At 62.5% G+C, this 17,717-nt stretch carries 19 protein-coding genes and 3 pseudogenes; 10 read left to right on the top strand and 12 right to left on the bottom strand.

Features of this window, described 5'->3' with window-relative positions; translation table 11 throughout:
* Positions 1-33: 33 nt before the first annotated feature.
* The gene (locus WKW80_RS34000; protein WP_340367986.1) at positions 34-354 is read right to left on the bottom strand and encodes a DsrE/DsrF/TusD sulfur relay family protein; all 321 of its coding nucleotides are present in this window, start codon (positions 352-354) and stop codon (positions 34-36) included.
* A gap of 9 nt (positions 355-363) precedes the next feature.
* On the bottom strand, positions 364-1,023 hold the full coding sequence (locus tag WKW80_RS34005; RefSeq protein WP_340367987.1) for an ArsR/SmtB family transcription factor: 660 nt from the start codon (positions 1,021-1,023) through the stop codon (positions 364-366).
* Positions 1,024-1,132: 109 nt separating this feature from the next.
* On the opposite strand from WKW80_RS34005, the gene WKW80_RS34010 reads away from it, so the two are divergent.
* Positions 1,133-1,597, top strand: coding sequence for a methyltransferase family protein (locus WKW80_RS34010; RefSeq protein WP_340367988.1), 465 nt, complete (start codon positions 1,133-1,135; stop codon positions 1,595-1,597).
* A 17-nt stretch (positions 1,598-1,614) separates the two neighbouring features.
* On the opposite strand, the pseudogene WKW80_RS37605 reads toward WKW80_RS34010, so the two are convergent.
* Positions 1,615-1,767: pseudogene (locus WKW80_RS37605) on the bottom strand (hypothetical protein); the annotation flags it as partial.
* 671 nt (positions 1,768-2,438) lie between these two features.
* Between WKW80_RS37605 and WKW80_RS34015 the strand changes: the two are divergent.
* The gene (locus WKW80_RS34015; protein WP_340367989.1) at positions 2,439-2,789 is read left to right on the top strand and encodes a copper-binding protein; all 351 of its coding nucleotides are present in this window, start codon (positions 2,439-2,441) and stop codon (positions 2,787-2,789) included.
* A 93-nt stretch (positions 2,790-2,882) separates the two neighbouring features.
* On the opposite strand, the gene WKW80_RS34020 is transcribed toward WKW80_RS34015, so the two are convergent.
* The 5 genes from WKW80_RS34020 to WKW80_RS34040 form a co-directional block, all read right to left on the bottom strand.
* Positions 2,883-5,099 (bottom strand): copper-transporting P-type ATPase, encoded by a 2,217-nt coding sequence (locus WKW80_RS34020; protein ID WP_422823024.1) that lies wholly within the window; start codon positions 5,097-5,099, stop codon positions 2,883-2,885.
* A 413-nt stretch (positions 5,100-5,512) separates the two neighbouring features.
* Positions 5,513-6,166, bottom strand: coding sequence for a methyltransferase family protein (locus tag WKW80_RS34025; protein ID WP_340367990.1), 654 nt, complete (start codon positions 6,164-6,166; stop codon positions 5,513-5,515).
* Positions 6,147-6,395, bottom strand: coding sequence for a DUF2933 domain-containing protein (locus WKW80_RS34030; protein ID WP_340367991.1), 249 nt, complete (start codon positions 6,393-6,395; stop codon positions 6,147-6,149). Before WKW80_RS34030 ends, WKW80_RS34025 begins: the two co-directional genes overlap by 20 nt.
* Positions 6,396-6,419: 24 nt before the next feature.
* Complete coding sequence (locus WKW80_RS34035) at positions 6,420-6,914, bottom strand: hypothetical protein (RefSeq protein WP_340367992.1); 495 nt, start codon at positions 6,912-6,914, stop codon at positions 6,420-6,422.
* Between the two features lie 111 nt (positions 6,915-7,025).
* Positions 7,026-7,331, bottom strand: coding sequence for a heavy-metal-associated domain-containing protein (locus WKW80_RS34040; RefSeq protein WP_340367993.1), 306 nt, complete (start codon positions 7,329-7,331; stop codon positions 7,026-7,028).
* 202 nt (positions 7,332-7,533) lie between these two features.
* Between WKW80_RS34040 and WKW80_RS37610 the strand changes: the two genes are divergently transcribed.
* From WKW80_RS37610 to WKW80_RS34075, 7 genes are all read left to right on the top strand, one after another.
* Positions 7,534-7,848, top strand: a complete 315-nt coding sequence (locus WKW80_RS37610) for a hypothetical protein (RefSeq protein ID WP_422823025.1) — start codon at positions 7,534-7,536, stop codon at positions 7,846-7,848.
* A gap of 103 nt (positions 7,849-7,951) precedes the next feature.
* Positions 7,952-8,254: a hypothetical protein gene (locus tag WKW80_RS34050; protein ID WP_340367995.1), complete on the top strand. Its 303-nt coding sequence runs from the start codon at positions 7,952-7,954 to the stop codon at positions 8,252-8,254.
* Positions 8,251-9,651, top strand: a complete 1,401-nt coding sequence (locus WKW80_RS34055) for a TolC family protein (protein ID WP_340367996.1) — start codon at positions 8,251-8,253, stop codon at positions 9,649-9,651. The genes WKW80_RS34050 and WKW80_RS34055 overlap by 4 nt, the downstream gene beginning before the upstream one ends.
* 10 nt (positions 9,652-9,661) lie before the next feature.
* Complete coding sequence (locus WKW80_RS34060; RefSeq protein WP_340367997.1) at positions 9,662-11,029, top strand: multicopper oxidase family protein; 1,368 nt, start codon at positions 9,662-9,664, stop codon at positions 11,027-11,029.
* A 31-nt stretch (positions 11,030-11,060) separates the two neighbouring features.
* Positions 11,061-11,561, top strand: a complete 501-nt coding sequence (locus WKW80_RS34065) for a cupredoxin domain-containing protein (RefSeq protein ID WP_340367998.1) — start codon at positions 11,061-11,063, stop codon at positions 11,559-11,561.
* A 44-nt stretch (positions 11,562-11,605) separates the two neighbouring features.
* On the top strand, positions 11,606-11,941 hold the full coding sequence (locus WKW80_RS34070; RefSeq protein ID WP_340367999.1) for a copper-binding protein: 336 nt from the start codon (positions 11,606-11,608) through the stop codon (positions 11,939-11,941).
* Between the two features lie 208 nt (positions 11,942-12,149).
* On the top strand, positions 12,150-12,845 hold the full coding sequence (locus WKW80_RS34075; RefSeq protein ID WP_340368000.1) for a DUF6064 family protein: 696 nt from the start codon (positions 12,150-12,152) through the stop codon (positions 12,843-12,845).
* A 177-nt stretch (positions 12,846-13,022) separates the two neighbouring features.
* Here WKW80_RS34075 and WKW80_RS34080 read toward each other — a convergent pair.
* From WKW80_RS34080 to arsA, 3 genes and pseudogenes are all read right to left on the bottom strand, one after another.
* A pseudogene (locus WKW80_RS34080) lies at positions 13,023-13,342 on the bottom strand (transposase); the annotation flags it as partial.
* Positions 13,343-14,054: 712 nt separating this feature from the next.
* On the bottom strand, positions 14,055-14,465 hold the full coding sequence (locus tag WKW80_RS34085; RefSeq protein ID WP_340368001.1) for a DUF302 domain-containing protein: 411 nt from the start codon (positions 14,463-14,465) through the stop codon (positions 14,055-14,057).
* 23 nt (positions 14,466-14,488) lie between these two features.
* A complete protein-coding gene (arsA, locus tag WKW80_RS34090; protein ID WP_340368002.1) occupies positions 14,489-16,504 on the bottom strand; it encodes an arsenical pump-driving ATPase in 2,016 nt (671 codons plus the stop codon).
* Positions 16,505-16,959: 455 nt separating this feature from the next.
* On the opposite strand from arsA, the gene WKW80_RS34095 reads away from it, so the two are divergent.
* On the top strand, positions 16,960-17,115 hold the full coding sequence (locus WKW80_RS34095) for a hypothetical protein (protein WP_340368003.1): 156 nt from the start codon (positions 16,960-16,962) through the stop codon (positions 17,113-17,115).
* Positions 17,116-17,377: 262 nt separating this feature from the next.
* On the opposite strand, the pseudogene WKW80_RS34100 reads toward WKW80_RS34095, so the two are convergent.
* Positions 17,378-17,717: pseudogene (locus tag WKW80_RS34100) on the bottom strand (PrsW family intramembrane metalloprotease); the annotation flags it as partial.

Here is a 17,717-nt window from a genome sequence, read left to right on the forward strand (position 1 = left end):
CCTCCTGTCTTGGAACACCAGTACCTTGTCGGCCTAGGCGCTCCATTGGGTGAGTTCGTCGAGGCTGCTCCGGTGCGAGCCGGGGATGAGGTCCTCGACGGCGATTCCGCGTGCATCCATGCAGGTGCCACAGACGCCGACGTCTCCCCCGCGGTTCACGATGGACCCCAGCATGACCTCGAGGTTGTAGAAGCCGTTTGGCTCCTTCTGAAGGCGGTGTGCAGCAGAGGCCGCAATGAGGAACACGCGAACATGGTTGTCAGCCTGCTTGGCGACCGCCCCGGCCAACCTGGCGCCGTTGTAGGTGCGTTCACTGCCGTAGGGTGCGTCGTTCAGGATGAGCAGCGTCTTCATGCCGATGCCTCAGGTCGATTTCTCGAGTGGCAGACCGCATGCACGCCACTCGGCGACGCCGTCGGTCAGGTGGAAGGCGCGATAGCCTTTCTTGCGCAGCAGTTCGACGGCGTCCTTTGCCATGAGGCAGAACGGGCCGCGGCAGTAAGCGACAAGCGGTAGGTCCTTGGGGAGTTCGGCCAGTCGCTTCTTGAGTTCAGCGAGGGGCATCGACCGCGCATGCGGCAGGTGCGCCGTGGCGAACTCCACTTCGGGTCGGACGTCGAGAACCAGGACCTCGCCCGACTTGGCTTTCCTGAGGATGTCGGCACGGTTAACTCCTTCCAGTTCGTCGCCGTGTTTGACGATGGATGTCAGCGCGACCTGCAACTCGACCAGGCGTTCCTCGGCCTCGGAGCGGAGGTTCACCCAAAGGTCGGCCACGCTCGTGCTGGCCAAGCGATAGAAGACGTACTTTCCCTCCTTGCGGGTCTCCAAAAGCCGTGCCAGCCGCAACTCCCTCAGGTGGGCGCTGGCGAGCTTGACGCTGATTTCAGCTTGAGTTGCGAGCACCTCGACGGTCTTCTCGCCTTGGCACAGGAGCTCTATGAGCTCGAGACGCTTCGGGCTGGCGAGGGCCTTGCCGATGCGCGCAACTTGCTCGTAGAGCTGGTCTTTGACTTCTCTCATGCCAATATTCTATTGGTTATTAGAATGTTTAGGCGCCGCGGTCGGTCGGCATTGCTGGCGCGGTACAGCTGGAGCAAGATAGTTCCAGCTGCTTCGAAGGAGGCCGTTCATGCATGCACTGGAGAATCGGATTCCCCCTCCGTTTGTCGCGCTGGCCGCAGCCCTGTTGATGTGGTTTGCATCACTGCTGCCTCCGGTGGTGCAGGAGGCCCCGTTTGCCTGGCGCGCCACTCTTGCCATCGCTATTGCCGCGGTCGGGGTTGGCTTCAGTGTGGCCGGCATGCGGGCCTTCCACCGGGCGAGAACCACAATGAACCCGTTCACGCCCGACACGGCCTCCGCCCTCGTCACCGGTGGCGTATACCGCTTGACGCGCAACCCGATGTACCTCGGCCTACTGCTTGACCTGTCGGCTTGGGCGGTCTTCCTGTGGGCCCCCCTCGCGCTTGCCGTGTTGCCGTTCTTCGTCCTCTACATCCATCGGTTCCAAATCGTCAGCGAAGAGCGCGCGCTGTCCTCGCTGTTTGGGACTGAGTACGATGCCTACCGGCGGGCAGTGCGGCGCTGGGTGTGAGGCGCTGGCCGCTGCTGCTATGGGACGCTTGAAGACACAGTCCGGAACGCCGCAAAGATGTCCGCCCGTTGCGGCATGAAGAAGTTTCGGTAGCGCAGGTCGCGCGTTCGCGGGTGAGTCGCAAAAGCTCCTCCACGCAACTCGCGGTGGTCTGCGAACCAGGGCTGCGAGTAGTCCTTGTACGGGCCGGCCTTGAAGCCCGGCTACGGTTGGAATGCGTCGCTGGTCCACTCCCAGACGCCGGCCCCAGTGGAACGCCATGTCGAACACCGCTGCGGCGTGTTCCCACTACGTCGCGCGCGGCAGTCGCCGGCCCGCCCGCGCGCAATAGGCTTCGGCTTCGAAGGCGTTGACGTGGATGACCCCCAGCTCAGGGTCCACCGGTCGAACCAGCGCACCTGCCACTCCGTACCAGCGGGCGTTTCGTGCCGCCGCCAACGTTCGGAGTGTGCCCGGCCTGCGGTGGACCGCCAAGTGCCCGCCACGCCTGGCCCATACGCAGGCTCGTCGTATCCGCCGGCCTCGGCGAGACGTGGGGCAGCAGGATTGGAAGGTGCTGATCCGCAATGCCCACACGGGTTATATCGATTGGTCGCAGTTCGAGCGCAATGAGCTCAGGCTTCGGCAGAACCTGGGCGGGGGCGCATGCCGTGAGAGGGCGCGCGGCTGAAGACAAGCGCCTGCAAGCCGCCAGGCTGCAGGCTGTCCGGCTCGCCGTGCCGGGATGCCCGTCGGGTCGCCGGGCGTGAAATGCGGAGACCTCAAAGACCCGTACAAGGTTCATCAAAAACCGCGAAACGGTTTTCGGGAGCCACCCCGCTCAGCAGGCATCATTGAGGTCATGATTAAACGAATTGCCATCATCGTCGTGCTCTGGCTCTTGGCGTGCGCCGCGGCGCAGGCGCAGACGGCCAGAGGCCCGAATTCTGCCTCTGGTAAAGCTTGGAGCGCCGGCATTCGTCCCGCGATGGCCCTCACGGTGGGCGAAGTGGAAAGGATTGACAGAGAACACGGCGAGGTCGTCATCAATCACGGCGACCTACCCAACCTCGGCATGGAGGCGATGACGATGGGCTTCGCTGTGGCTGACAAGCGGATGCTGGACCGTCTGAAGCCTGGCGACAAGGTGCGGTTCAACGCTGAAATAAAGAACGGCGAAGCGACGGTGACGTACATCGAGTCCGTCCGCTGAGCACCACTGCTGTCTTTTTTTGGTCGTGGCGCCCGGGCTCTTGCTCAACCAGACTACTGCTCATCAGCGCAGCGTCATATTTCCTTCGGGTCATCAGTCGTCCAGTTTGACAGTCCGCAACCGAAGGGAGTTGGCGATGACGCTCACCGAGGACAACGCCATGGCGGCCGCGGCCACGACCGGCGACAGCAGGATGCCGAAGAACGGATAGAGGACGCCGGCCGCAACGGGGATGCCGAGCACGTTGTAGCCGAAGGCGAACCAGAGGTTCAGGCGGATGTTGCCCATCGTCGCCCGCGACAACTGGCGCGCCTTCACGATGCCCATGAGGTCGCCGTGCAGCAGCGTCACGCCTGAACTCTCCATCGCGACATCGGTTCCGGTTCCCATGGCGATGCCGACGTCCGCCGCGGCGAGTGCCGGCGCGTCGTTGACGCCGTCTCCGGCCATGGCAACGACGCGGCCTTCGGACTTCAAGCGCTGCACCACAGCGGCCTTGTCCTCCGGAAGCACCTCGGCGACGACCTCGTCGATGCCCAACTCCCGACCGACCGCATGCGCCGTTGTCTTCCCGTCGCCAGTGAGCATGACTACACGGATGTTTGCCTTACGCAATGCGGCGATGGCTTGGGCCGTGCTTGATTTGATGGGGTCGGCGATGCCGACGAATCCGGCGAGGCGTCCATCGACGCCAACGAATATGACGGTAGCGGCCTTGGCACTGACGGCCTCAGCAGCCGCGGTGAGCGTGGCGATCTCGATGCCGTTCTCCGCCAGGAACTTCCCGCTTCCGCAAACGATGCGGGCGCCATCCACGACACCGATCACTCCTTTGCCGACGGGCGAGTCGAAGTCCGTCACAGGCGAGAGCGGGAGCTTGCGTTCCAGCGCGTCCGCGACGATGGCGGCCGCCAAGGGATGTTCGCTGGCGCGCTCCACGCTGGCCAACTTCTGAAGAACGTTGCTTGCGTCAAAACCTTTGACAGGCTGCACGGTCACGACCTTGGGGCGTCCTTCAGTCAGGGTGCCCGTCTTGTCGACCACCAGCGTGTCGACCTTTTCCATTCGTTCAAGCGCTTCGGCATCCCGAATGAGTACGCCGCTCTGCGCACCGCGCCCGACGCCCACCATGATGGACATCGGTGTCGCCAGACCCAGTGCACAGGGACACGCGATGATGAGAACAGCGACCGCTGCGATGAGCGCATACGAGAACGCCGGACTGGGCCCCCACACAAACCAGGTGGAGAAAGCGAGCGCGGCCACGCCCATGACGACCGGCACAAACCACCCAGCTACCTGGTCTGCCATGCGTTGAATCGGCGCGCGGCTGCGCTGGGCGGCGGCCACCATGTGGACTATCTGCGAGAGCAAGGTGTCGGCGCCGACCTTCTCGGCACGCATCACGAAGCCGCCGGTCTGGTTGAGAGTCCCCGCGGTCACCTTCGAACCTGGCGCCTTCGCCACAGGCATAGGCTCTCCGGTGACCATCGATTCATCAACAGTGCCCTTGCCGTCGGTGAGCTGACCGTCAACCGGCACCTTTTCGCCGGGACGCACGCGCAACAACTCACCCACCTGCACGGTGTCCAATGGAACGCGCTCGTCGGTGCCGTCGGCCTTCACGCGCACCGCCTCCTTCGGGGCCAGGTCAAGCAGCGCCCGTATCGCGCCCGAAGTCTTTTCCCGGGCCCGCAGTTCCAACACCTGGCCAAGAAGCACCAGCACGGTGATGACCGCGGCGGCTTCAAAGTAGATGGCTACCGCGCCGTCAACTCCCCTGAACGCGGCCGGAAAGACCTGCGACATCACGGTCCCGACGATGCTGTAGGCCCAGGCCACGCCGGTGCCCAACGCGATGAGGCTGAACATGTTGAGGCTGCGGTTCATGACCGACGCCCAAGCACGGACAAAAAACGGCAACCCGGCCCATAGCACGACCGGCGTCCCGAACAGAAGCTGAATCCAGTTGGAGGTCTGCTGCCCGATCAGGTGATGGATGTCCATCAAGTGCGCGCCCATCTCCAGCGCGAAGACCGGAATGGTCAGCGCGAGGCCGACCCAGAAGCGTCGGGTCATATCGCGCAACTCGGGGCTGTCGCCGGTCTGGTCCATTGCCAGGACTGGCTCGAGCGGCATGCCGCAGATGGGACAGTTCCCCGGCCCCATCTGCCGCACCTGCGGGTGCATGGGGCAGGTGTACTCGATGTCCTTTGAGCCCGCCTTAGTCGCGCTCGTCGGCAAAGATTGCGCGTGGCCGGCGTGCGCGCCATGGTCATGTGGACCCTGATGCGCCATGTGCTCATGCATCTTGGCCGCGTCAAGCTTGGACGAAGTGTCCGACGTCATTGGCATCTTCTTTCTTGAATGGTGGTGGCCCAGTCTTCACCCATCCCATGATTGGAAGGTCAAGCCCGCATAGGTTTCGTTTGCCTTTGTTCTAAGGCTGCGCAACGAACAGAAAAGCGACCCACCCCAGGGTCGCCAACAGAACAGTCCAGCAAGCCCAAAACAGCGCACGGTCCCACCATTTCGGCTCGCGACCCCCTGCCTCAAGCCGATACTTGAGCGTCATCCCCGCGCCATGGAGGAACACACCGCCACCCAGCAGTAGCAAGGCGTGCCGCTGCATAAGCAAGGGCGCAAGCAGACCTATTCCCGCTCCGAGGACGATGGCACCGACCCCTGACAAAAGCTCGGCGCTCTTGACGAGAGCCGGGCGACTAAGCATGCCGATGGCGACCACCGCCCCAGGCGGGAATGAAGCGAGGCGTCTCGGCGGAGTATGCACACCAAGCCTCCCCGAACTCGCGCTCTGAATCGTGTTCCTCGGAAATGGCGAGCCGGACGTACATGAGCACGAGCACCGGGAACATCGCAAGGGTCAGCAGCGTCGGCCACTGAAGCAGGAAGCCGAACATGATGAGCACGAACGCGACGTACTGCGGGTGGCGAATGCTGCGATATGGGCCGGTTGCGGCCAACTCATGGCGCCGCTGCGCGTGATACAGGACGTGCCATGCCTTTGACAACAGGATGAAGCCGACAAAGATGGCAACAAAGCTCAGGATGTGCAGTACCCCTGCGTGTGGATTTCCGTGCTGCCCCGTAAACAGCCACCACAGGTGCCCAGCGTCGTGCCCGAACAGATTGACACCCGGAAACTTGGCGCCGAGCCAGCCGGACAACAGAAATATCGTGAGGGGGAAGCCATACATCTCCGCGAACAAGGCCACGATGAACGCGGAGTAGGCGCCAAAACTCCTCCAGTCCCGCGGCGTAGACGGCTTGAAGAAGCTGTATGCGAACCCGATGAAGATGACGGAGTTCAGGAGCACCAGGCTCCACAAGCCGTAGTCATTGTTTGCGCTGTTCATGGTCGCCTCCCGACGGGTTGTGCCCGGAGTGCTTTTCACCGTGATGGTGCCCGTGGTGCATGAAGACGTGCATCAGCGGACAAGCAAGGATGAGAAGGAATGGAAGCCACCCAAGCAGATGTGCCCTGTGCTCTAAGAGCAGGAAGAAGCCGCCGACGAGAGCGACGACAGGCAAGACGATTCCACTGGGTGAGCGCCAGAAACGCGGCTCATTGTTTTGCATGTCCATTTCAACGTTCCTCGACAGCAGTCGCTACCTGGCCGCCGGAGGCCTTGCCGCCTCGCGGTCCACCATCATCTGCATCATCATTTCCATCAATTCCATGCGCTGAATCATGTCCTTCCGCATGGACGCGCCGCCGGGCATCGAGGACAGGTCACCGCCCTGCATCGGCATGCCAACACCCTTTTGCCCCATCATCGGCTCGCCATCGCCCATCTGACCCATCATGGTCATGCCGTCCTGCATGGCCTTCATGTGGTCCTTCATCAGCGCGGCACGCTCCGCCGGCGTCTTGGCGGCCATCATCTTCTGGTGCATCTCCTGCATCGTCTTCATCTGCTGGTCGAACTTGGCAGGGTCGACCTTCGGTGCGGTTTGGGCCGCCGGGTGGTGCGCCTGGTGTTCTTCGGCTTGTTTGGCTGTCGAGCCAGGAAATGAGGAACAGCCGGCAAGCGTGACCGCTGTGGCCGCAGCCAAAATACTTATGAGCTTCATGGGTCGTTCTTGAGTGTTAAGGGCAAGCACCCGATGGCTCCACAATGCCCGCAAGTGCCCCCTTCACCCTTGATGCAAATCAAGGCAGATGCGCTACCCCGGCTCACTTCCACAAACCCATGAGACCCGACGGGTCCTGGGCTATCCACAGCAGCAACCGCTTCGCTTCGTCGCCACGGGGATGGGCGAGGAGCCGTCGATGACGGCTGGGCTGTAGCCCGCGTTCCTGATGGCGTTGCTGAGTTGTTGTGCGGTTGCGGCTATCGGCTCGATTTGAACGCGGTGTGTGGCCAGATCGAGCTGGATTTGTGCGCCGTTGTCGAGGCTGGCTATCGCCTTGCTGATGGTGCCCACGCAGTGACCGCAGGTCATGTCGTCTACTTCGAAGGTAATCATCGCTTGGTTCCAGGAATAGTGATTGATGAAAATCAGTGTCAACCCTGTCATCGTGGGAAGGTCAACCCCACCAGGCCAATGACCATGAAGGAGGCGCACCAGAGCCTTGACCTTCCAATGGTGTCAAGCTATACAGTGCTCGCTTGTTCAGGTGCATTGCGCCCTTCATTTTTAATCCGTGAAATTTCTTCGCGTCGTCCTTCTCCTTGTTCTTGCGGTGCTGCTCCCCGTTCGGGGCGCGGTTGCAGCCTCCATGTCGTGCGAGCCCGCAGGCGGGGCAGGCCAGGCGGCAATTCATCTCCATCCTTCCGGCCAGGCACAGCCGGATGCGGTTGACCATGACCATGTGGCACATGAACACGGTACGACCGGGGAACATGCCAACTCAGGCAGCGCTCCCGACAAGTGCAACCTATGCTGCGACTTGTGCTCCCTCACACCGCTCTTGAGCAGCTTGCCGACAGTTCCGTTGCCGCAAGCCGTCGCAGCGATCTCCTTCCCCGACCTGTTCGCTCCCTCACCGAGTTATCTCACGGAGCGGCAGGACCGCCCCCCACGAAGCATCTGACCCCGCGGGGCCTCCGCTGAGAGGCCCGATAGCGCTCGTGCGTCCATCGCGCGGGCATTGGCTGGCCGGTCCTGTCCGAGCCGGTCGTTCAGGTGCTTTCAACATGAAGAACTACCTCAAGACTCTTGCAAGCGCGTTGGCGCTCGGCCTCCCGCTATGGGTCGCTGCCCAGGTCCCCGCCAGCGGCCGGGCTGACCCCAAAACCCCCGCGCCGGAGCTGCGCTACGAATCAGCGTTCGCCGACTACCGTCCCTACCAGGACGCGAGGCCTGGCGACTGGAGGGCCATCAACGCGGCAGTCGGCAAACCGCCGGTCGGCCATGCGATGGGCTTGAGCGCTCCGCGAACACCACCATCCATCGGTTTAGGCCATGGCGGACACCCGATGGGCGGAGACAAGAAATGATGCGCCTCACCGCCGTCGCCACCGCGGCACTGTTCCTGGCTGGATGCGCATCGTTCTCGCAGGATGGTGGGTTCGACAAGGTGGTGGAGCTCACGAAGGAACGCACGGGCCTGAACGCCTCATGGCAGAGAACAGCAGCGGACGCCGATTCGGCCCGCAAGCGGTCCGGCGAGCTGATGGCACAGCCCCTCAGTGCCGACGGAGCCGTCGAACTCGCGCTACTCAACAACCCGGGGCTGCAGGCGAACTACGCCGAACTCGGCATCGCTGAATCGGACTTGGTGCGCGCGGGACGCCTCGCCAATCCCACATTCACCTTCGGGCACTTGAGCGGTGGCGGCATCACCGAAATCGACCGCTCCATCATGTTCAGTGTGTTGGGCCTGCTGACGATGCCCATCGCAAAGGAGGTGGAGCAGCGTCGCTTCGAAAGGGCCCAGTACCAGGCGGCATTCAACGTGGTCAAAGTCGCGGCAGAGACGCGCAAGGCATTCTTCAGCGCCGTCGCGGCTCAGGACCTCGTCGTCTACTACATGCAGGTCAAGGACGCAGCCGACGTCTCCAACGAACTCGCGCGCCGGATGGTGCAGGCGGGCAACTTCAACAAGCTCGCCCAGATGCGCCAGCAGGCGTTCTACGCTGACGCCACCTCGCAACTGGCGCGTGCCCAGCACCGGGCGACAGCGGAACGCGAGAGACTCGTCCGCATGGTCGGCCTGTCGGGCGACCCGCGCGCGCTGAAGCTTCCCGAGCGACTGCCCGACTTGCCCAAGGATGCGCTCGAGCCCAAGGATGCCGAGCAGACGGCGATGGACAGGCGCCTCGATGTCCAGATCGCCAAGAGGAACTCGGAGGCCACAGCGAAGGCATTGGGACTGACCCAGGCGACGCGATGGGTCAACGTCATCCATGCAGGCTACGCAAACAAGACCCAGACCGGCGAGACGCGCGAGAACGGCTATGACATCGAGGTCGAATTGCCCTTGTTCGATTTCGGCACTGCGCGCATCGCACGCGCCGAGGCGACCTACATGCAGTCGGTCCAGCGGACCGCCGAGGTCGCCGTCAACGCACAGTCGGAGGTGCGCGAGTCGCACTCAGCATATCGGACGGCGTACGACCTCGCCAGGCACTACCGCGACGAAGTGGTGCCATTGAAGAAGCGCATTTCCGACGAGAACCTGCTGCGCTACAACGGCATGCTCATCGGCGTGTTCGACCTGCTTGCGGATTCACGCGACCAGGTCATGAGCGTCACCGCGTACATCGAGGCGCTGCGTGACTACTGGATTGCGCAAACCAACCTCCAAACAGCACTCACCGCCGGTTCGCCCGGGACGGGCTCGATGTCGAGCCCCTTCGTCAGCGCGACCTCGGCCGGCGATGCTGGGCACTGAGCGACAACTTATGAACAATCGAAGAAACTTCCTCCGGACTGCCGGCGCAACGGCATTGGGTACAGCGGCCGTGACGCGCGTCGGCGCTGCTTCGCTGCCGGAAGCGGCGAGCCAGGCATCGCCCAAGACGCAGCCGCCACTGGTTCCCAAGACCGGACGTCCCTACAGCCCCGTTGCCACGCTGAACGGCTGGACCCTGCCCTGGCGCATGAAGGCCGGCGTCAAGGAATTCCACCTCGTTGCCGAACCCGTGGTGCGTGAACTGGCGCCCGGCATGAAGGCAAACCTGTGGGGCTACAACGGCACGAGCGTCGGCCCAACGATTGAAGCCGTCGAGGGAGACCGTGTTCGCATCTTCGTGACCAACCGGCTGCCGGAGCCCACAAGCATTCATTGGCACGGGATGTTGTTGCCATCGGGAATGGACGGCGTGACCGGTCTCACACAACCGGCCATTGCGCCTGGAACGACCTTCGTCTATGAGTTCCTACTGACGAAGTCGGGCACGTTCATGTATCACCCGCACGCGGACGAGATGCTGCAGATGGCGATGGGGATGATGGGCTTGTTCATCGTGCACCCGAAGGACCCCGAACAGTACAAGGTCGATCGCGACTTCGTGCTGCTGCTCTCCGCCTTCGACATCGAACCTGGTTCGGCGACGCCCAAGGTCAACACGATGCTCGACTTCAATCTCTGGACCTGGAACAGCCGCGTGTTCCCCGGCATCGATCCCCTGGTTGCGAGGACGGGAGACCGCGTGCGCATCCGCGTCGGCAACCTCACGATGACGAACCATCCAATGCACCTTCACGGGCATCACTTCGAGGTCACCGGCACCGATGGCGGCTGGGTGCCGCAGTCCGCCCGCTGGCCGGAAGTGACAACCGACGTGGCTGTCGGGCAGATGAGGGCGTTCGAGTTCGACGCGACCGCCGGCGACTGGGCCTTTCATTGCCACAAGTCGCACCATACGATGAACGCGATGGGCCACGCCGTACCCACCATGGTAGGTGTCGACGCTCGAGGGGTTGCCGAAAAGATTACGAAGCTCATCCCCGACTACATGCACATGGGCGACCGCGGCATGCACGACATGGCGGAGATGGAAATGCCTCTGCCGGACAACACGCTGCCGATGATGACCGGCTCCGGCCCGTTCGGCGCCATCGGCATGGGCGGCATGTTCAGCGTGCTCAAGGTCCGCGACAACCAGAAGCCAGGTGACTACAACGACCCCGGCTGGTTCAAGCACCCCCCCGGCACGCTCGCGAAGGCATACACGGGCAACCTCGGCGAACCCGCACGCGGTCGAGCGTCGACGGCGGATGAACGCACGTTCAACGCCCGCAAGCCAACTGGCCACGAAGGCCATTGATTTCAAACTGGTTCAACCGAAAGCACCTCCCATGAGGATCAAACTCATTCTTCAAGTTCTTGCGTCATCCCTGCTCATTGCGTCTACCGCGGCACTCGCTCACGGAGACGAAGACAACGCTGCAAAGCACAAGACCTTTGACCCTGCCAAGGTGGGGGCCACGGCCTTTGGCCAGGAAGGCGACCCGACGAAGGTCACACGGACCATCAGGCTCAGCATGACCGACGCAATGCGCTATACGCCGGCCCACATCACGGTGAAGCGAGGCGAGACCGTCCGGTTCCGCATTCACAACGACGGCCAGATTCTTCACGAGATGGTCCTCGGCACGCCCCAGGAGCTCAAGGAGCACGCCGCGCTGATGAAGAAGTTCCCCGAGATGGAACACTCAGAACCGAACATGGCGCACGTCAAGCCGAGCAAGGATGGCGAAATCGTCTGGCAGTTCACCAAGGCGGGCGAGTTCCAGTTCGCATGCCTGCAACCCGGCCATTTCGAGGCGGGCATGGTTGGCAAAGTCACGGTCGAGTGAACGTCCGCGCCTACCCGTTACACCTCAATTTCAGGAGAACCCCTATGACAAGGTCCAATCTGCTTGCTGCGCTCTTCGTGGTGTCCATTGCCGCTGGAGCCCCCGCGCAGACCATCTCGGCAGCACCCCAGGGCGACGCCGCGACGTCGGCGGCTTCCATGACTGAAGGGGAAGTCCGCAAAGTAGACAAGGAGGCGGGCAAAGTAACGCTTCGCCATGGACCCATCGCCAATCTCGACATGCCCGGGATGACGATGGTGTTCAAGGCGGCGGACCCGAAGATGCTCGAGAGCCTGAAGGAAGGCGACAAGGTTCGGTTCTCAGCAGACCGCATCAACGGCGCGATAGCCATCACACGGATAGAGGATCTGTCGCAATAGCGAAAAATCGGCCGCTGGATGCGCGTGAAGCGCATTGGAAAACCCCGGTTACCGGCGCGCCCCACCTAAAAAAGCGGTCACTTTGGTTTCGGCGACAACTTAAGCCTCGTGAGGCCAACGGGCGGCCCCGGCGCAGAGTTTTGATGCGAATCAATGTCCTTACTGGGCAGCCGTATCAGCATGTGGCAATCAGCCGCAAAGGTGGGTTATGTTGCCATTCACTAGAGAGCAGTTCGTAGCCGTCTTCGCAAACTACAACTCCGGCGTGTGGCCCGCGCAGGTTCTCGCGTACATGCTCGGGCTGGGCATGGTGATCCTGCTTTTTCGTCGATCCCGAATCGGCGACCGCATCATTGGTGGCGGGCTTGCTCTCATGTGGGTTTGGACGGGGATCGCGTACCACTGGTTCTACTTTTCCTCGATCAACAGGGCTGGCTTCGTTTTCGGAGCGCTATTCGTCCTGCAAGGAGTGATCCTGCTCCATGGCGCGGTACTTCGAGACCATCTCAAGTTCGGACCGGCTGCAGGGCCAACAGCTTGGCTGGGTTGGGCGCTCGTCGTTTATGCGGCCGTCTTGTACCCGCTGGTCGGAAGCCGGGTCGGTCATCGATATCCCGAGATGCCGATGTTCGGCATCACGCCTTGCCCCGTGACGGTCTTTACGTTTGGCTTGCTGCTGCTGACTACGGGGCCGGTGTCGCGATGGATTGTCGTGATCCCGTTCGTCTGGTCGTTGATCGGCGGAAGCGCTGCGTTGCTGCTGAACGTCCCACAGGACTTGCTACTTCTTGTCAGTGGTTTCATCGCGATTCCGCTGATCGTGCTTCGCGACCGCGGTAGCTTGCATGGCGTCGCGGGGCAGCAATCGCACAGCACGCAGGTTCTTCGTGCGCCGGTAGATTAGGGCGAGGCTGCCATGCTTTTCGTTGACCAGTGGTGCGGGTCTGTCAGTGACATGAAGTGCGACAACCACGCCGGACTTTGATCGATTGTGGTGCGCAATTAGAGACAAATCGGTCCGTTCCGACCCTGACTACGGGCCAATTGCCCGGTCCTGGTTCGCTGTGCACGCACTTGTGCCAACAGTGGTTGCCTCGCGAGATAGATATTGGCCATCGATGCCCACGAAGCGACGCAGGCTGGCAATGTCATACAACGCCTCCTCGACCGCGTTGTCGGCCAGATTGAACCAGTGCTGCAGCAGGTGGATGCGCAGCATGCGCTCCAGTCCATTGGAGGGCGTCCATTGCCGGCCTTGGGATAGTGCGGCTCGATCACCGCGCACAACTCTGCCCACGGAACGTTCATCGCGTCCAGGAAGTCCTCGCGCTTGGTGCGACGGCGAAATCGTTCGAATCCCGCACCTTGGTCCGCCGCCATCGCCAATGTCTGCTGCTTCATCTTCGGCACTCTCGCTATGACTATGCCTCCGACACAGCAATCCCCGGACCAGATCACTTGATCAGTATTGCCTTAGCGCTGCCTTGGTTCGTCCCATCGAATGCGTGCCGCAGCTCGCAGGATCAGGACCGAGCTGCTCGACCGAGTCCTCGCAAATCCGCGCGTGCTGCCGTGTCCTTGCGTCGCTCGAGCCCGTGCAGCAGCGTGCGATCTTTCATGACACTGCGGCGCGTGTCTAGGCGCTACTGCCGATCCCGCGCCGCTGATCCGATGCATTGCTGTTGAGGTCAGCTTCCATGAGGACTCGTGCTCGTGTGTCAAGCCTTTTGATCATTGAATTGATGAGCGGCATTTCATGGCGAGCGGGACCTTTGTTCTGCGCGTGTGAGGCGGTAGCGCACATGGCAACGATACCTCGAATCGCCTTCGAGCGAGCACCAGCGGGCCGCCATGAGCGCTTGTGACATCGCCGGCCTTCGCCTCGCTACGCAAGAAATCAGGACATTGACGCGCGAGGAGTGCATGCTGAAAGAGCTCTCCGGTGTAATGTCGGAAGCAGAATGCCGGCCACGATCCAGCCGTCACGAGCAAACGCAGTAGGCCATGCCACGTGAAGTGTGCTCTCCGTGCGGCGAGTCGCCTCGCCGGAAAGTGTGGCCTGTCAGCCGCGTTCGCCGCGAGCTCGACATCCCCAACAACGCCCGCATCGGCGTCAGGTGGCCTGTGATGCGGATCCACCGAGGCTCTCGCAGACACGGCGTAGGCGCTCCTCTGCAGCATCGGCCACCGCCTTGACCGCGGGCTTGCCGACCAGGTTCACCAGGATCTGCGGATCGAGGAACCCTACTACGACGCGGTCCGGGGCTTCCTCGCGAACGATCACGTTGCAGGGCAGCAGCAGGCCGATGTCGGGCACCGCCTGGAGGGCTTGGTGCGCCAGTGGCGGGTTGCACGCACCGAGGATGCGGTAGTGAGGCATGTCGACGCCGAGTTTCTCCTTCATCGCGCGCTGCACGTCGATGTCGCTCAATACGCCGAAGCCTTCAGCTTTCAAACCGGCAAGGGTTTTGGCCAGGGCTTGGTCGAACGTGGTGCCGCTGAGCGTGGTGGTAAATCCGTACATGATGAGCCTCGATGGTTGGTAGTTCAGGCGTGGGCTGCTTCAGCGCGAAAAGGCTTGGCCACAAGTTTGGACAACTCGGCGAATCCGATCGGAGGCAAGGTCAACCAAGGCAGGGTGAAGATGCGCTTCGCCAAGCCGTGTGCCATGCGTTCCATCTGCTTGCCTTCACCCGCCAGTCGCGCTGCCAGCAACGGGTCACTTGTGCCGGCCGCTAGCACGCTCTTGTTGAGCACCCAGGCATAGGGCTCGATGCCCGCACGGCGAAGGTCCTCCTGCAACGCTGCAGCCTGCGACACCGGCGTGACTTCCGGCAGCGTCACCAGAATGATCTTGGTATACGCGGCGTCCTGAAGCCGCATCAAGGGCGTGACGATGTGGGCGGTGCTGTGCCCTTCGAACTCACGCGTCATTTGCCGGTGGTAGGCACCAGTCGCGTCCATCAGCAGCATGGAATGGCCGGTGGGTGCGGTGTCGAGCACGACGAAGGCGCTGCGGCCCTCGCTGACGATGCGTGAGAAGGCGTGGAAAACGGCCACCTCTTCGGTACAGGGCGATTGCAGGTCCTCCAGCAGCAACGCCTGCTCGGCCGCGTCGAGCTTGGGTGACTTGGCTGCCATGATCTTTTCGATGTAGCGCTGCGTCTCGACCTTCGGGTCGATTCGGCTCAAATTCAAGCCCGGTACGTCGCCGCTCAGCGTTCGCGCCAGGTGGGCCGCCGGATCGGTAGTGCTGAGGTGAACGGTCTTGCCGCGCTGAACCAGGCCCAAGGCCAACGCTGCGGCGACCGTCGTCTTGCCGACGCCTCCCTTGCCCATCACCATGATCAGCCCGTGCCCGGCGGCGGCCAACTCATCGGCCAGTGCTTCCAGGCCTAGAAGCTTGTCGCTGGTTTCTGGAACTGAAATCTTGGCCGGTGTGATCGGACCGGCACCAGTGGTCAGCAGTGCGCGCAACGCGGGCAGGCCGACTGTATCGAAAGCCCTCAGCGCCACGCGGTCCTGCGGCAGTGAGCGCAGCGACGCTGGCATTGCGTCCAGCGCCTGCTGCCCCAAGTCCTCGATGGCGCAGGCCACCGCGTCGTTGCGCTTGCTGGCGTGGAACATGCCGTTGATCGCCAGCCGCTGATTGTGCAAGCCCAGGTCATGCAATTCGCCCGAGGTGCGCGCCGCTTCAGCGATTGCCCCCTTGTCCGGCCGAGTGACCAGGATCACCGTGGTCTTCGCCGGATCGATCAAGGCGTCGAGCGCAGCCTTGAAGCGGACCTCCTGCATCTTCAGGCCCGAATGCGGTCCCAGGCACGAGGCGCCGCGATCATTGCCATTCAGAAACCCAGCCCAAGCCTTGGGCAGGCTGAGCAGCCGCAAGGTGTGCCCCGTCGGTGCCGTGTCGAAGACGATGTGGTCGAAAGTTGTGGCGCCCTCGGACAGGAGTGAGGAGAACTCATCGAAGGAGGCGATCTCTGTCGTGCAGGCGCCGGACAGCTGCTCGCGCACGGTCGCGAGTTCTCCGGCGCTGGCACCGACGCTCATTCGCGCGAGAACCCGCTGCCGATACGACTCAGCGGCGGTGTCGGGATCGATGTTCAGCACCGACAGGCCTGGTGCGCCCGGCACGGCGACCGGCGTGTTTCGGAGCTCGATTCCCAGCATCTCATCGAGGTTCGAAGCGGCGTCGGTGCTGACGAGCAGCACCTGCTTTCCCGCATCGGCGAGTCTCAGCGCGGCCGCGGTCGAGAGGGACGTCTTGCCAACACCACCCTTTCCGGTGAAGAACAAATATCTGGTCGGGTGTTCCAGAAACTCAAAGAGGCCGGGCTTCAGCCACGCCTGCACTGCCTCGTGCGAGGGAATGCGACCACTGTGCACCACCTTGCCGTCGATCACTACTGCGGGCGTACGAACACCGTAGCGGCTAATCTCTTGCGGGCTTTCGACTTTGACAATCTGAACCTCGACCCCTACGGCCTGCGCGGCCCGTTCGATGATGCCGATTGTGCTGAGACACTTGCTGCAACCCGAACCCAGAACCATGACCTGCATTTGATGACCTCATGTTTGTATGCGTCAGCACGGCTTTGGAGGCGCCGAAAAACGTCGCGAACGCCCTGTTCAACCCTATCGTTCCAACCGATCGGCGTGCATCGAAAGCTTTGCAACTGCCGGCTGCAGGGGATACTGTGCAGGCAACTTTCGAAGTACGCCTTGAGCGCCGTCAAAGGATGCCAGGGCTCAAGGTGGCTTCTGTGGATCAGCGCACGCTTCATTTGCCGGCAATGAGCCTTCCATCCGTGATGTGAAGGTCGCTGATTCGCATTCCCAAACGACGGCGTGGCAGCACGCACTGTGCGAGTCGCAGTCGGATCAAGGTCCGATGGCGCATGTGCCAACAAGAGCGTTCGATTTGGTGGGGTGAGCAGCCGATATTTGCCTGATGATCAGATGCAGCAGCGGCGACCGCTGAGATTCAGCCTTCCTTGCTTGTTCGGAGGTAGGCCATGCAGATCAAACTCAGTCTGGCGGTTTGTGAGGGAGCGTTCGAGTCGGAACCGAAACCGCTGCTTATGCTGGAGCTCGATTCACAACCGAGCATCGAGACGCTGGGCCTGAGCTTGGCGAACGGCAAACCTGACGGCCAAGAACCGCCAGGGTGAGCCTCTGGCGTCGAGGGTCGATGCACTCGAATTGCCCAGCGACACGGAGTCGCCCTACATGCTGGCGCCGCCGGGAAAGGTGGACGCGCGCAGCTTGGCCACGGCTGGAGGCAATGGCGCGCCGAGGGAAATCAAGGAGTGGCAAGCCATCATGGATCACCTGCGCCGACCCCCGGTCAAGCGACCGGGGGAGTTGCCCACGATACCGGTCGATGCCCGTGCTGCAGAGGTGCGGGCAATCAGGGCGGCGTAGCCGGTCTCGTCATGTCTGTGCCCTGAGAAGCGGCTCCAACTCCGCGCGGATGCGCTTGACCGCGATCTCGTGGCGCAGGGTTTGCGGTCCGCGCCCGTAGATACCCGCTTTCCGGATCAGCCGGAGTTGCTCCCGTTGCAGCTGGGTCTTCAGGCGTCGTGCCCGTGCACCGAAGGCTCGGCCCATCGCCCTTCGAACCTGGAACCGAAGCACAGGCCTTCCAAGGCGGACCCATTCGTCGTCGCGGATCAGCTCGCGTTCCGGCACGAAGTAGGCAGCCAGCTCATGCAGGTATGCGCCGTTCTCGCGGGCGGCGACGCGCCACAAGAGCCCGGCAGCAAGCAGTGCC

Source organism: Variovorax humicola, assembly GCF_037889915.1.
Classification (GTDB): Bacteria; Pseudomonadota; Gammaproteobacteria; order Burkholderiales; family Burkholderiaceae_C; genus Variovorax; species Variovorax humicola.

Excerpts from the sequence above, each read along its gene's own strand:
- WKW80_RS34030 (WP_340367991.1), bottom strand. The coding sequence starts at position 6,395 with ATGGACATGCAAAACAATGAGCCGCGTTTCTGGCGCTCACCCAGTGGA.
- WKW80_RS34015 (WP_340367989.1), top strand. The coding sequence starts at position 2,439 with ATGATTAAACGAATTGCCATCATCGTCGTGCTCTGGCTCTTGGCGTGC.
- WKW80_RS34010 (WP_340367988.1), top strand. The coding sequence starts at position 1,133 with ATGCATGCACTGGAGAATCGGATTCCCCCTCCGTTTGTCGCGCTGGCC.
- WKW80_RS34040 (WP_340367993.1), bottom strand. The coding sequence starts at position 7,331 with ATGACAGGGTTGACACTGATTTTCATCAATCACTATTCCTGGAACCAA.
- WKW80_RS34070 (WP_340367999.1), top strand. The coding sequence starts at position 11,606 with ATGACAAGGTCCAATCTGCTTGCTGCGCTCTTCGTGGTGTCCATTGCC.
- WKW80_RS34095 (WP_340368003.1), top strand. The coding sequence starts at position 16,960 with ATGCAGATCAAACTCAGTCTGGCGGTTTGTGAGGGAGCGTTCGAGTCG.
- WKW80_RS34020 (WP_422823024.1), bottom strand. The coding sequence starts at position 5,099 with ATGCATGAGCACATGGCGCATCAGGGTCCACATGACCATGGCGCGCAC.
- WKW80_RS34060 (WP_340367997.1), top strand. The coding sequence starts at position 9,662 with ATGAACAATCGAAGAAACTTCCTCCGGACTGCCGGCGCAACGGCATTG.
- WKW80_RS34000 (WP_340367986.1), bottom strand. The coding sequence starts at position 354 with ATGAAGACGCTGCTCATCCTGAACGACGCACCCTACGGCAGTGAACGC.
- WKW80_RS34025 (WP_340367990.1), bottom strand. The coding sequence starts at position 6,166 with ATGAACAGCGCAAACAATGACTACGGCTTGTGGAGCCTGGTGCTCCTG.
- WKW80_RS37610 (WP_422823025.1), top strand. The coding sequence starts at position 7,534 with ATGTCGTGCGAGCCCGCAGGCGGGGCAGGCCAGGCGGCAATTCATCTC.
- WKW80_RS34005 (WP_340367987.1), bottom strand. The coding sequence starts at position 1,023 with ATGAGAGAAGTCAAAGACCAGCTCTACGAGCAAGTTGCGCGCATCGGC.
- WKW80_RS34055 (WP_340367996.1), top strand. The coding sequence starts at position 8,251 with ATGATGCGCCTCACCGCCGTCGCCACCGCGGCACTGTTCCTGGCTGGA.
- WKW80_RS34050 (WP_340367995.1), top strand. The coding sequence starts at position 7,952 with ATGAAGAACTACCTCAAGACTCTTGCAAGCGCGTTGGCGCTCGGCCTC.
- WKW80_RS34065 (WP_340367998.1), top strand. The coding sequence starts at position 11,061 with ATGAGGATCAAACTCATTCTTCAAGTTCTTGCGTCATCCCTGCTCATT.
- WKW80_RS34075 (WP_340368000.1), top strand. The coding sequence starts at position 12,150 with ATGTTGCCATTCACTAGAGAGCAGTTCGTAGCCGTCTTCGCAAACTAC.
- WKW80_RS34085 (WP_340368001.1), bottom strand. The coding sequence starts at position 14,465 with ATGTACGGATTTACCACCACGCTCAGCGGCACCACGTTCGACCAAGCC.
- arsA (WP_340368002.1), bottom strand. The coding sequence starts at position 16,504 with ATGCAGGTCATGGTTCTGGGTTCGGGTTGCAGCAAGTGTCTCAGCACA.